Source organism: Geobacillus sp. Sah69, from assembly GCF_001414205.1.
Lineage (GTDB): Bacteria > Bacillota > Bacilli > Bacillales > Anoxybacillaceae > Geobacillus > Geobacillus stearothermophilus.
In genome coordinates, this window is the sequence record NZ_LLKS01000030.1 from 1 (window position 1) to 11938 (window position 11938).

The 11938-nt window shown below is 53.1% G+C and carries 14 protein-coding genes and 1 pseudogene; 3 read left to right on the plus strand and 12 right to left on the minus strand.

The window, feature by feature from the left end:
* Nucleotides 1-313, minus strand: a 313-nt coding sequence (locus AP057_RS05790) for a DUF6431 domain-containing protein (protein ID WP_161804323.1), incomplete at its 3' end; no start/stop codon positions are given.
* A gap of 103 nt (nt 314-416) precedes the next feature.
* Here AP057_RS05790 and AP057_RS05795 point away from each other — a divergent pair.
* The gene (locus tag AP057_RS05795) at nt 417-1805 is read left to right on the plus strand and encodes an IS1182 family transposase (RefSeq protein ID WP_055358275.1); all 1389 of its coding nucleotides are present in this window, start codon (nt 417-419) and stop codon (nt 1803-1805) included.
* 179 nt (nt 1806-1984) lie between these two features.
* On the opposite strand, the gene AP057_RS05800 is transcribed toward AP057_RS05795, so the two are convergent.
* Entirely contained in the window at nt 1985-2410 is a 426-nt protein-coding gene (locus tag AP057_RS05800; RefSeq protein WP_033009997.1) for an OsmC family protein, read from the minus strand.
* Nucleotides 2411-2605: 195 nt separating this feature from the next.
* On the opposite strand from AP057_RS05800, the gene plsY reads away from it, so the two are divergent.
* Together plsY and AP057_RS05810 are read left to right on the plus strand one after the other, a co-directional pair.
* Nucleotides 2606-3199, plus strand: coding sequence for a glycerol-3-phosphate 1-O-acyltransferase PlsY (plsY, locus tag AP057_RS05805; protein ID WP_015374888.1), 594 nt, complete (start codon nt 2606-2608; stop codon nt 3197-3199).
* 29 nt (nt 3200-3228) lie between these two features.
* A complete protein-coding gene (locus AP057_RS05810) occupies nt 3229-4593 on the plus strand; it encodes an RsmF rRNA methyltransferase first C-terminal domain-containing protein (protein ID WP_055358276.1) in 1365 nt (454 codons plus the stop codon).
* Between the two features lie 127 nt (nt 4594-4720).
* Here AP057_RS05810 and AP057_RS05815 read toward each other — a convergent pair whose 3' ends face one another.
* The 10 genes and pseudogenes from AP057_RS05815 to AP057_RS05860 form a co-directional block, all read right to left on the minus strand.
* A complete protein-coding gene (locus AP057_RS05815) occupies nt 4721-5296 on the minus strand; it encodes a YpmS family protein (protein ID WP_033014084.1) in 576 nt (191 codons plus the stop codon).
* Between the two features lie 37 nt (nt 5297-5333).
* Nucleotides 5334-6107 (minus strand): SGNH/GDSL hydrolase family protein, encoded by a 774-nt coding sequence (locus tag AP057_RS05820; RefSeq protein ID WP_033009999.1) that lies wholly within the window; start codon nt 6105-6107, stop codon nt 5334-5336.
* A 69-nt stretch (nt 6108-6176) separates the two neighbouring features.
* The gene (locus AP057_RS05825) at nt 6177-6749 is read right to left on the minus strand and encodes an SCO family protein (protein WP_050367279.1); all 573 of its coding nucleotides are present in this window, start codon (nt 6747-6749) and stop codon (nt 6177-6179) included.
* 36 nt (nt 6750-6785) lie between these two features.
* Nucleotides 6786-7658 carry a DegV family protein gene (locus AP057_RS05830; protein ID WP_055358277.1) on the minus strand — a complete coding sequence of 291 codons (873 nt, stop codon included), beginning with the start codon at nt 7656-7658 and terminating at the stop codon, nt 6786-6788.
* 175 nt (nt 7659-7833) lie between these two features.
* Nucleotides 7834-8085 carry a YpmP family protein gene (locus AP057_RS05835; protein WP_033014079.1) on the minus strand — a complete coding sequence of 84 codons (252 nt, stop codon included), beginning with the start codon at nt 8083-8085 and terminating at the stop codon, nt 7834-7836.
* A gap of 96 nt (nt 8086-8181) precedes the next feature.
* Nucleotides 8182-9453, minus strand: a complete 1272-nt coding sequence (gene ilvA, locus AP057_RS05840) for a threonine ammonia-lyase IlvA (protein ID WP_033014077.1) — start codon at nt 9451-9453, stop codon at nt 8182-8184.
* A 262-nt stretch (nt 9454-9715) separates the two neighbouring features.
* The gene (locus AP057_RS05845; protein ID WP_055358278.1) at nt 9716-10159 is read right to left on the minus strand and encodes a YndM family protein; all 444 of its coding nucleotides are present in this window, start codon (nt 10157-10159) and stop codon (nt 9716-9718) included.
* Between the two features lie 90 nt (nt 10160-10249).
* On the minus strand, nt 10250-10750 hold the full coding sequence (locus AP057_RS05850) for a dihydrofolate reductase (RefSeq protein WP_055358279.1): 501 nt from the start codon (nt 10748-10750) through the stop codon (nt 10250-10252).
* 13 nt (nt 10751-10763) lie between these two features.
* The gene (gene thyA / locus AP057_RS05855; protein WP_033014075.1) at nt 10764-11558 is read right to left on the minus strand and encodes a thymidylate synthase; all 795 of its coding nucleotides are present in this window, start codon (nt 11556-11558) and stop codon (nt 10764-10766) included.
* A gap of 125 nt (nt 11559-11683) precedes the next feature.
* Nucleotides 11684-11938, minus strand: a pseudogene (locus AP057_RS05860) (RNA-guided endonuclease TnpB family protein); the annotation flags it as partial.

Below are 11938 nucleotides of genomic sequence, written 5' to 3' on the forward strand. Positions count from 1 at the left end.
GGTTCGTCCTTTCGGTCAATCCCAACTGCTCTTTCACGACTTGCCATATGGCGGACAACGTATACTGAAAATACGGGAGGAGAAAGGAAGGCAGCACACTCACCGTCTTCAAGCATTCCCGACAGCGATACCGGACAATCCAAATGCGATAATCACCATGTGGGGTCAATGCGTTTCGCTCATAGTAACCGTGGCGGTGCAACGGGCGCTTGGCCCGGCAATGCGGACACTTTTTCAGAAGAGGGAAGTCGTTTTCTTTTCCACGCTCTGCATACGTTTGAACGTCAATGCCAAAGTCATGAAATTGAATCACGTCCTCCTCCCCCTCCTATGAACCGATGGATTTTCTCTTCCGAAATAATTCACAAAAAATTTAGCACATTCTTTCAGAAAAGGGGAGAGGGCTTTCTGAAGGAATGTGCAAAAAAATGTCTCTTTTGTTCCGAAATAAAGTGATAATTTACACTTACACCCAAAAAATGTATCATGGCCGTGAGATTGCACGGCAGCTCGAAGTCCACCTTCCCCTCATGTGGCTAAGTGGATTTCAAAAGCCGGACTTCCGTTCCATCAATCGGTTTCGTTCGGAGCGGATGAAAGACCTGATTGACGACCTGTTCCGGGAAATGATCACGCTGCTCGTGGCCGACGGCTATGTCAAGATGGAAGATTATTTTGTGGATGGAACGAAAATTGAAGCGAATGCCAACCGGTACACCTTCGTTTGGCGCAAATCGGCTGAGAAGTACCAGGAGAAACTCCAAGCCAATGTCGATCGGCTGATTGCCCAGATCGAGGTGATCGTGGAAGAAGAAAAGGCGGAAGACATCGACCCTTCRCCGGCCTTTACGTCAGAAGAAATCCGAAAGAAAACCGAGGAGTGGGAAAAACGGTTGGAGGCCGAGCCGGACAACCAACCGTTGAAGAAGGCCATCAAGAAGATGAAGGAGGACTACTTGCCCCGCAGTGAAAAGTATGAACACCAACTCCATGTATGCGGGGATCGCAACAGCTATTCCAAGACCGATGTGGATGCCACCTTCATGCGGTTGAAGGAGGATCACATGCGAAACGGCCAGCTCAAGCCGGCCTATAACGTACAGGTGGGTTCTTCCGGCCAATTTATTTTGGGGTATTCCCTTCATCAGAGGCCGGGCGACACTCGTTGTCTTCTCCCGCATTTGGAGACCGTTCGAGAGAAGTACGGCGTGGAACCCGAACGTTTGATCGCTGACGCGGCTTATGGCTCGGAAGAGAACTACGTGAAGCTGAAAGAGAAGCACATATCGGCCTTGATCAAGTACCATACGTATGAGAAGGAGAACACGCGCAAGGTCAAGAAAAATCCGCATCATCAGCAGAATTGGACCTATGTGGAAGAAGAAGACGTTTGGATTTGCGCCAATGGGAAAAAGCTGGTTCGCACCGGAACTTCGAAACAGACCACGGAATCAGGATACACCTCGGTCACCCGACACTACCAATGCCATGAATGCGAAGGATGTCCGTTCCGTTCGGCCTGCACGACTTCCAAGTATGGACGAACCACGCAATGGAACCCCGTCTATCATGAACAAAAACAGAAAGCCCGCGAACGGTTGGAGAGTGAAGAAGGGCAAGCCCGATACCGCCAACGCCAAACCGACATTGAGAGTGTATTTGGGCAAATCAAACAAAATCGCGGGTTTCGTCGCTTTGTCCTGCGAGGCCTCCAAAAAGTTTCCATCGAATGGGGGCTGGTTTGTGCTGCCCACAATCTTCTCAAAAAAGCCGCTAGGGACAAGCAATTGTCCTTGGTGGCGTAAATGAGGGGGAGAACAGAGTCGGAATTTTGTTCCGTTTGGTAAAATATACAAAAACCAGAGAGGGCTGACTCCAAAAGTCCGCTTTTTGGCGGACTTTTGGGTCAGCCCCTTTTTCATCGTTTTGCCATTCCGTGCTATGCCACGCGAAACAAACATGAACGCCACGTTCTTTTCTTTGGTTAGATCGTCTCCTTCCCGCGCACGCCGTTGATCGAATAGCTCGCTGTAATGGCGGCATTTAACGAATGGGAAACGGAACAATATTTTTCTTTTGACAACCGAATGGCGCGGGCGACTTTGTCTTCCGGCAAGTCGCCTTCGAGCGCATAATGAATATGAATGTCGGTAAACCGCTTCGGGTGGTCATCGGCGCGCGTTCCTTCGACTTCCATCGAAAACGCGCGGACGTCAAGCCGCATTTTCCGCAAGATCAAAACGATGTCAATGCCGGTGCAGCCGGCCAAGGCGTGAAGCAACAGTTCCATCGGCCGGGCGCCGGAATCGTTGCCGCCAACGTCTTTCGCGGCGTCGATCGGAATGGTGACGCCGGAAGCGCTTTGGCCGCTGAATGACATGTTTCCGTTCCACGTGACGGTCGTTTTCATCACAGCCGCTCCTCTCTTCTCTGCGTTTGCTGCGGGACGAATGAACTCGTCCGTCCCTGCCTGCTTTTCAGTTTACCGGTTATCATGTGGAAATGCAAAACAACCGCTTTTCTTCATTTCCAGTCTACCGTTTTAACCGGCGCATGATAAAATAGAAACATGCACAAACTTGTTGAGTAAAGGGTGTTTGATTCGATGACCGCACTCATTTTGCTTCTTGCTTATCTTCTCGGCTCGATTCCGTTTGGCCTTCTTGTCGGGAAAATCGGCTACGGGATCGACATCCGCGAACATGGAAGCGGCAATCTCGGAGGAACGAACACGTTCCGCGTGCTTGGGGCGAAAGCGGGCACGATCGTCATTGTCGGCGATATGCTAAAAGGGACGCTGGCGGCGAGCTTGCCGATGCTTTTTTCCGTCCCCGTGCATCCGCTTTTGGCCGGGGCGGTGGCAGTCGTCGGCCATATGTATCCGGTGTTCGCCAAGTTCCGCGGCGGCAAGGCGGTGGCGACATCGGGCGGGGTGATGCTGTTTTATTCGCCGTTGTTCTTTTTGTCGCTCATCGCCGTGTTTCTTGTCGTCTTGGCTGTTTCACGCTACGTCTCGCTGTCATCGATGGCCGCGGCGCTGTACGCGGTCGTGTACACCGTCTTTTTCACGGACGACATTCCATTGACGGTGGCAGTGTTGTTGCTGGCTTCGTTTATCTTTTATCGTCATCGCGCCAACATCAAGCGCATCTTGAACAAAACGGAGCCAAAAGTGAAATGGCCAGGCAAACGCTCATGACGACGGACGGAGAAAGGAGATTTGCTGCGTTGAGATTGCCGGAAGCATTTGTCGCGAAAATGAAGAAGCTGCTTGATGAAGAAGCAGACGAGTTTTTCGCTGTGTATGAAAACGAAAAAATCAACGGCTTGCGCGTCAATCCGTTGAAAACCGACCCGGGCGCATGGGTCAAAACGGCGCCCTTTTCCCTTTCCCCGGTGCCGTTTTGCCCGACCGGGTTTTATTATGAACCGGACGAACAGCCGGGAAAGCATCCGTACCATGCGGCCGGCCTGTATTACATTCAAGAACCGAGCGCGATGGCGGCCGCCGAGGCGCTGCAGCCTGAGCCGGGGGATACGGTGCTTGACTTGTGCGCCGCCCCTGGCGGGAAAACGACCCAGCTTGGCGCGATGATGAAAAACAGAGGGCTGCTTGTCGCCAACGAAATCCACCCGAAACGGGTCAAAGCGCTTGCAGAGAACGTCGAACGGTTCGGCTTGACGAACACCATCGTCGTCAATGAAGCTCCCGAAACGCTTGCCGAGCGGTTTCCGGGCTTTTTTGACAAAATTTTAGTGGACGCTCCGTGCTCGGGGGAGGGCATGTTCCGGAAAGAAGAAGAGGCCGCCTCGTTTTGGAGCCCGGCCTATGTGGAAGAATGTGCGGCAAGGCAGCGGCGCATTTTAGAAAGTGCCTATGCGATGCTGAAAGAAGGCGGCATTCTTGTCTATTCAACATGCACGTTCTCTCCGGAGGAAAACGAGCAAACGATGGAATGGCTGCTCGAGACGTACGATGATTTGCGGTTGCTGCCGATTGCGAAAATCGGTGGCATCGAGCCGGGACGGCCGGAATGGACGAAAACCAATCGATCCGATCTCGTCCACGCCGCCCGCCTTTGGCCGCATCGCCTCAAAGGGGAAGGACATTTTGTCGCCAAGCTGCAAAAACAGCGGCCGACTCCACCTTGGAGCGGGCGGTGGGCGAAAGCGAACGCGCCAAAAGCGGCCGTCCGATTGTACCGCCAATTTGAACAGCAATCGTTGCAAACCGTGCAGCACGGAACAATCCTCTCGTTTGGCAGCCATTTGGCCATGCTCCCGGACCGATGCCCGGATTTGTCCGGCTTGAAAGTGGTGCGCGCTGGCCTTCATCTTGGCGAGGCCAAAAAGGAGCGGTTTGAGCCGAACCATGCCCTTGCCTTGGCGCTGCGGACAGAGGAAGCGAAACATGTGCTTGACCTATCGAGCGCAAGCCGCGAAATCGTCCAATATTGGCGCGGCGAGACGCTTTCCACCGGCGGCGACCGCGGCTGGCTGCTTGTGACGGTCGACGGGTTTCCATTCGGCTGGGGAAAAGAAGTCAAAGGGACGGTGAAAAACTTTTATCCGAAAGGGCTGCGTCTGATCTAACGGCGGGGCCGCACGAGGCTGGAACGGCCAAAAAAAGGTGTCTCATTGTCTTTGAGACACCCTTTTTCTTCCAAATAGACGCCGACAAGATTCACGATGTTGCACGGAAACATTGACGTCAACGTTTTTACCGCGGACGGTTTGTCGGGATCGTTAAGGTAAATACGATTTCATCGGCCGCCAAATCGATTTTTTTCGCCGCTACTTGATACCCGTTGCCAAAACGAATCTCATGGAGCGCCACATAAATGCGGGCCCGTCCCGGATCGATGATGACTTCATCCGGCAGCGGCGCATGCTTTTGCAAGTAGCGAAGCACGTACGTCACCGGCAGCTTCCAGTCGCCGAGCGAAATGACCGGTTCGACAAGTTCGACGTTCCCGCCTTTCACGACTTTCGGCACAAACGAGACGACGAGCTCGACGTTGCGCCCAAAGATCGGAATTTCACTCGAGACGTAAACGCGGTCGGCGAGCCAAACGTCATAGCGAAGCGGATGGTCTTTCGTTTTTTCCGCCAAATAATCGTTAATGACAGCGTTCAAGTGCGCTTTTTTGGAGTACACCGTAAACGAAGCCCCTTCCACATCCAGGCGCTCCGGCCGTTTCACCGGCGGAGACGGCTGCAGCAGCCAAACAGCGGCAAGAATGAGCACAACAGCATTCACAGCCGCCAAAACGAAAAACGATCGTTTCCAATTCATTCTAACATACTCCTTATGCTGCTTCATTTCGTTTCCATCAGTTCGCCCACCACTCTTTTCGCGCATCGAGCGACTCATACACCCGCACTGCCATTTGCGCATATCCCTCGGCGTTCGGGTGAAATTCATCGCGGTGAAGCAAATCATCGCGGTTGGCAAACATGTCTTGAATATCCACAAAGATCGTGCGCGGATAGCGGGAAACCACTGCTTGGCTTGTGCGGTTCCATTCGGCGATGACATCATCGATTTCCGGGATGTTCGGCAACGTGGCGGAAAACGGATTGTACAAGCCGATCAGGACAACGACCGCATCCGGGTTGATCGTGCGCAACAACATCAACAAATGATCGAGCCGCTCGGCAAATCGTTGGCTCTCGTTCGCAAACCGCTCGTACGATAAGTCAAAAAAATGAGCGCGGACGACATTCATCACGTCATTGCCGCCGATCGTGATCATGACGATATGAGCCCGCTCAAGCTCCGCCTGATGGGCGCGAATAACCGGTTCAAGTTCGGTGATGCGCCGGCCGCGCTTTCCGGCATTCGTGACGGTCACCGTCCGCACCCCATCCTCCGCCGCCAAAAGCGGGACAAGGCGGCCGACATAGCCGCCTTTCCTTTCACCGTCTCCGACTCCTTCGGTCAATGAATCGCCTAACGCGACGAGGTGAATGTCTTTCGGCAACGGCTTCGCTTCCGGCTGGCTGACGGCGGTTTCATGCGGGCGGTCCGGCTTCCCGCCGGCCGGGAGCACCGTGCACCCGGCAAGCAACACCCCCACCATGATGAGCCATCCCCATCGCATCATGTGTGACACCTGCCTTTTGCCGCAACAAGGGAAAGAAAAGAAGGCAAAAAGGCGGTAGCCGTTTTTGCCTCATTGCGACGACTGCAAAATTTCAATATGCTCTAAAATCGTGTCGTACGGCACATCCTGCACGCCGCTGTATGTTTGGACCACCTTGCCGTCCGGCCCGACTAAATAAAAGCTCGTACCATGGATGACTTGGTCATCGCCAGCCGGCTTTTGCACCATCGTTTTAAAGCTTTTTTGCGCCAGCTCGCTGATCTCGGTTGGGCGGTACCCGGTCAGGAAATGCCAGTTTGCTAGGTCATTTGTAAATTGTTTCGCATAAGCCGCCAGTTTTTCCGGCGTGTCAACTTCCGGGTCGACACTGAACGAAACAAATTCAACATCGAGCCCCTTTTCTTCCGCCTTCTCTTTCAGTTTGGCCATGTGGGCGGTCATCGGCGGACACACCGTTTCGCAATTGGTAAAAATAAAATCGGCGACCCACACTTTTCCTTTCAGATCGCGAAGTCCAAACGGCTTGCCGGTCTGATCGACAAACGTAAAGTCAGCGACCGGCCAGTTTTTGGCATCCGGAATTGTTTTTCCGCACGCGGCAAGCAAACAAACGGCTGCCATCATCATGATTCGTTTCCACATCCACTGCTCGTCCCTTTCATCCTGTATCGCTTTGTTTCAAACTGCGCCCGACCCCTTGTGCTCCCCTTCTTCCGTATAATACATCAGCGCAAGCGCGCCGGGTCCGGTATGAATCGAAATAACCGGCGTCGTTTCAACAATGTCAACCGGCACAGAACCGATCGCCTCAGCGACTGCTTCTCTCAGCCGCTCCGCCCAGCGCCTGGCATCGGCATGGGCAATGGCGACCGCGCGCACCGGCGCTTCCGCCTTCTCCTTAACCAACCGGCCCGCTAAATCGGCGATGGCTTGCGAAAAGCTGCGCACGTTCGACACCGGTGTATACAGCCCGTCAACAAGCGCAGCGATCGGCTTGATGCGCAGCAACGAGCCGACGAGCGCTTTGCCGCGGCCGATGCGGCCGCCTTTCGCTAAATGATCGAGCGTATCGAGCACCACATACAGCCGCGTACGACGGCGCACGTCGTCTAAGCGCCGGATGATCTCGTCAACGCTTCGACCCGCCTTCGCCAAGCGGGCGGCTTCAAGCACTTGGAATCCAAGCGCATACGAAATGAATTGGGAATCGACGACCGTCACGTTCGCTTTGGTCAGGGCCGCCGCATGCTCAGCCGAACGGACCGTGCCGCTCAGCTCGCCGGCCATATGGATCGATATGATCTCGCTTCCGTCCGCCCCGAGCCGGTCATAGACAGCTAGAAACTCACCGACCGACGGTTGCGAGCTTTTCGGCAGTTCACGCGCTGCCTTCATCTTCGCCATAAACTGCCCTGGTGTGATCGTCACCCGGTCGACAAACGCCTCGCCGTCAACCGTCAAATGAAGCGGAACGACTTCAATGCCGTGCTCGGCGAGCACCGAAGACGGCACATCAACCGTTGAGTCGGTTACAATTTTGATTGGTTTCATTCGCTCACTCCTAATACTGATGATCTCGTTTCCATTATATAATGAAACCGGCAAAAATCCTACCTAAAAACGTCCATGAGCAAGCTCGGCTCATCCCCAAGCAGGAACATCGCCCATTATGAACGATACCGGCAGAAAAAAAGTTGTTTTGCCGCCAAGGACAAAACAACAACAGTCATGCATTATGCTTTAACGCCGTTTCTTTAAAGATCTGTTCATATACAGGCCATTTCAGCACTTTCTTCAAATGTTCGCGGAACGAATACACAGAACGGCTCGTTCTCGATCGGTACACCTTTGCAATAAACGCCTCCAAGCGCAGTTGGATCATGAATCGGTATGTGTTCTCTTCCTCCAATACTGGGATTTCGATAATCTTGACCTTCTGCCCATACACGTTTTGAAACTCGAGGCTTTTGAATAGCAAAATATCAATCCTCTTTTTCACCGATTTACTTTTATTATACACCAATCCGGTGAAAAAGTTTGTCGAAATGCGGCGAATTTGTTCCGACTTTTTTCGTCAAATCAATAGATGGAACAAGTTCGGGTCTTTGTTGACCTCTTGGAACGGGAAACCTTTTTTCTTCATCCGCTCGATGAGCGGTGCGTAGTCTTCGCGCCGTTTCAGCTCGATGCCCACAAGCGCCGGTCCGCTTTCTTTGTTGTTTTTCTTCGTGTATTCAAACCGGGTGATGTCATCCGTCGGCCCAAGCACTTCATCCAAAAACTCGCGCAGCGCCCCGGCCCGCTGCGGGAAGTTGACGATGAAATAGTGCTGCAGCCCTTCGTAAATCATCGAGCGCTCTTTGATTTCCTGCATCCGGTCGATGTCGTTGTTGCCGCCGCTCACCACGCAAACGACCGTCTTGCCTCGGATTTGTTCCTTGTAAAACTCGAGCGCGGCGATCGGCAGCGCCCCAGCCGGCTCGGCGACGATGGCGTTTTCGTTGTACAGCTCCAAAATCGTCGTGCACACTTTCCCTTCTGGAACGACGACGATGTCATCAAGCACCCCGCGGCATAAGGCGAACGTTTTTTCCCCGACCGTTTTGACAGCGGCGCCGTCCACGAACTTGTCAATCTCCTCAAGCGTGACGACACGTCCATGCTCGAGCGCCGTTTTCATCGATGGGGCGCCGGCCGGTTCGACGCCAATCACTTTAGTGAACGGGGAAATGCTTTTCACATACGTCCCCAGCCCAGCCATCAATCCGCCGCCCCCGATGCTGGCAAACAAAAAGTCAATCGGCTCATCGCAGTCGTTGAGCACCTCGACGCCAATCGTCCCCTGTCCGGCGATGACGTATTCGTCATCAAACGGATGGATGAACGTCCGCCCTTCCGCCTCGGCGCACTTCACCGCTTCGTTGTAGGAATCGTCAAACGTGTCGCCGACAAGCACGATCTCAACCATGTCTTTGCCAAACAGCTGCACTTGCGACACTTTTTGCCGCGGCGTCGTCGCCGGCATATAAATTTTCCCATGCACGCCAAGCGCTCGGCATGAATAGGCCACCCCTTGGGCATGGTTGCCGGCACTGGCGCATACCACCCCGTTTCTCCGCTCCTCATCCGTTAAATGCTTCATCCTGTTGTACGCCCCGCGCAGCTTAAACGAACGCACGACTTGCAAATCCTCGCGCTTTAAGTAGACATTGCATTCGTAGCGCTCGGATAACAGCGGATTTTTTTGCAGCGGCGTATGGAACACAACATCCTTCAACGTATGATACGCGATCAAAATGTCCTCGACGTATACTGCCCCTTGCTTTCGTTTCAGCTGTTGTTCCATGTTCTCGTTCCCTTTCTTTTCTAAGTTGTCTTTGATTTGTAGATTATATCACAAATTCGTAAAAAGAAAAGGGAATTTTCGAAAAGTTTTTGGGTGAAGAGGGGCTGGCTCGCGATCATCGCGATAATCCCGCTTTACCGGACGCTTCCGCGGTCCTAGCTTGACGTCATCGGATGAGCTTCTAGAAACCTCTTCCACTCGGCCAATACAGGCACAGCGAACGGCTCGTTCATGCGCAAGCGGACCGAAAAAACGACCGGCGCTATGTCCGGTCGTCCTCTTTTTTAAACTCTTCTTCCTCGGCAAATTCCGTTGCCCATCTTCCTTCATCATACCAGCGGTGCTCTTCTTCCCTCCTTGCCTCTTCGAGAACATGGCTTTCCATATACAAGTGGAAAAACGCTTCAACCGCCCCGATCGCCAAGGCGCTGAAAAATGCGCCGTATGCCACGTTGACGGACGGGGCAATGAGGGCAAAGCTGGACGGCCAAATCAACAAAAAGGAAAGCGGCACGTCAAGTGCGGCAGCAACAAAATGGCCGACGCGCGGCAAGATGAACACATCGCCGATGACGTAAGACACGAGCGCCGTGATGACCGTCATGAGCGAAATCAACGAAAGCGGGGCGTTGAAGATCGTAAACATGGAAAATAAGACGACGCTCCAAGCGGCGAGCTTGACGATAAAAGGAACGATATGCTTCATTTGTCTTCCCCCATTTCCATTGTTGGGTCTTACTTGTTATCGTTCCTTGTTCGCCCCGCTTCTATGCAAAAAGACGCGCCCAGCCCAAAGCTAAGCGCGCCCTGTTTTTCGCTCATAAATGAGAAAGGCGTGATCGTATCGGTTTTTTTCATCGATCGTTCCTTGCGTATATGAAACGATCTCCCACTCTTGCTCGGAAATCGGCGGATAAAACGTATCGCCAGGGAACGAGGCGAAAATTTTCGTCACATACAGTCGGGCGGCAAGCGGCATCGTCGCCTGAAACAGTTCCGCTCCTCCGATGATAAACACCTCTTCATCGTTGCGGCCGGCGGCCCACTGTTTCACCTCGTCGAGCGAGTGAAGCACAAGGCAGCCTTCCGGGCGAAACGAACGGTTGCGCGTGACGACGATGTTTTCCCGGCCGGGAAGCGGCCGGCCGATCGCCTCAAACGTTTTTCGCCCCATCACGATGGCATGCCCCATCGTCACCCGTTTGAAATACGCCAAATCAGCCGGCAAATGCCAAGGCAAACCGTTGTCTTTGCCGATCACCCGGTTTTCATCCATCGCCACAATGTGCGACATCATCGCGCTCTCCCCTTCACACCGCCACCGGCGCTTTAATCGCCGGATGCGGATCGTAGCCGACGATTTCAAAGTCGTCGTATTCATAGTCAAAGATAGACGGCGGCTTCCGTTTGATCACGAGCTTCGGTAGCGGGCGCGGCTCGCGCGTCAGCTGCAGTTTCGCTTGTTCCAGATGATTTTTGTACAAATGGACGTCGCCGCCGGTGAAAATGAGTTCGCCGACATCGAGGTCGCACTGCTGGGCGATCATATGCGTCAACAACGCGTAGCTCGCGATGTTAAACGGCAACCCTAAAAACGTATCAACGGAGCGCTGCTGCCACATGCATGACAACCGGCCGTTGGCGACGTAAAACTGGAAGGCGTAATGGCACGGCGGCAGCTTCATCTCGTCCAATTCCGCTACATTCCAAGCGCTCACCAGCAGCCGGCGTGAATGCGGATTTCGTTTGATCTCTTCGACAACCCATGCGATCTGGTCGATGGTTTTCCCGTCTGCTCCCTTCCACGAGCGCCATTGCGCGCCGTAAATCGGGCCGAGATCGCCGTTTTCGTCCGCCCACTCGTCCCAAATCGTCACGCCATTCTCCTGCAAATAGCGGACGTTCGTATCGCCTTTTAAAAACCAAAGCAGTTCATAAATGATGGAGCGGATATGCAATTTTTTCGTTGTCACGAGCGGAAATCCATCTTGTAAGTTGAAGCGGAGCTGGCGGCCGAACACCGACAGCGTGCCGACGCCCGTTCGGTCTTCTTTTTCGACGCCGTTTTCCAAAATATCCTCCAAAAGCTGTAAATATTGCCGCAATGTCCTCACCTCACGCTCTATCATACCATAAAGCAACGCATGGTGAACCACTTGTCCGTGAACTACCCCCACTTAATTTTCTAGCGAAAATTTGAAGTGGGGGCTTCCAAAGAAGTTTGACTGCTTCAAGCAATCCTTATTCTTTGAGGCGTGTCCACTTCGCCGCTAGAGCATAAGACACTCAGGTCTACAGCTTTACTTTTCTTTAAGATGTTTAATGCGCCATTGACATCAGCATTCATTAGTTTGCCAGACTTTGTTCGATACAAGCCGCGCTTAATACGTTTGCCGCTGAACTTATATTCTTTTGGATTGTCGGCATTATATTCAGGAATCTCATCGCCGTCAAAAAAGCTGGCTTGAGACGTATATGATTCTTC

Coding starts and splice junctions, on each gene's coding strand:
- plsY (WP_015374888.1), top strand. CDS start 2,606: ATGACCGCACTCATTTTGCTTCTTGCTTATCTTCTCGGCTCGATTCCG.
- AP057_RS05850 (WP_055358279.1), bottom strand. CDS start 10,750: ATGATGTCGCACATTGTGGCGATGGATGAAAACCGGGTGATCGGCAAA.
- AP057_RS05845 (WP_055358278.1), bottom strand. CDS start 10,159: ATGAAGCATATCGTTCCTTTTATCGTCAAGCTCGCCGCTTGGAGCGTC.
- AP057_RS05820 (WP_033009999.1), bottom strand. CDS start 6,107: ATGATGCGATGGGGATGGCTCATCATGGTGGGGGTGTTGCTTGCCGGG.
- AP057_RS05830 (WP_055358277.1), bottom strand. CDS start 7,658: ATGAAACCAATCAAAATTGTAACCGACTCAACGGTTGATGTGCCGTCT.
- AP057_RS05815 (WP_033014084.1), bottom strand. CDS start 5,296: ATGAATTGGAAACGATCGTTTTTCGTTTTGGCGGCTGTGAATGCTGTT.
- ilvA (WP_033014077.1), bottom strand. CDS start 9,453: ATGGAACAACAGCTGAAACGAAAGCAAGGGGCAGTATACGTCGAGGAC.
- AP057_RS05825 (WP_050367279.1), bottom strand. CDS start 6,749: ATGTGGAAACGAATCATGATGATGGCAGCCGTTTGTTTGCTTGCCGCG.
- AP057_RS05800 (WP_033009997.1), bottom strand. CDS start 2,410: ATGAAAACGACCGTCACGTGGAACGGAAACATGTCATTCAGCGGCCAA.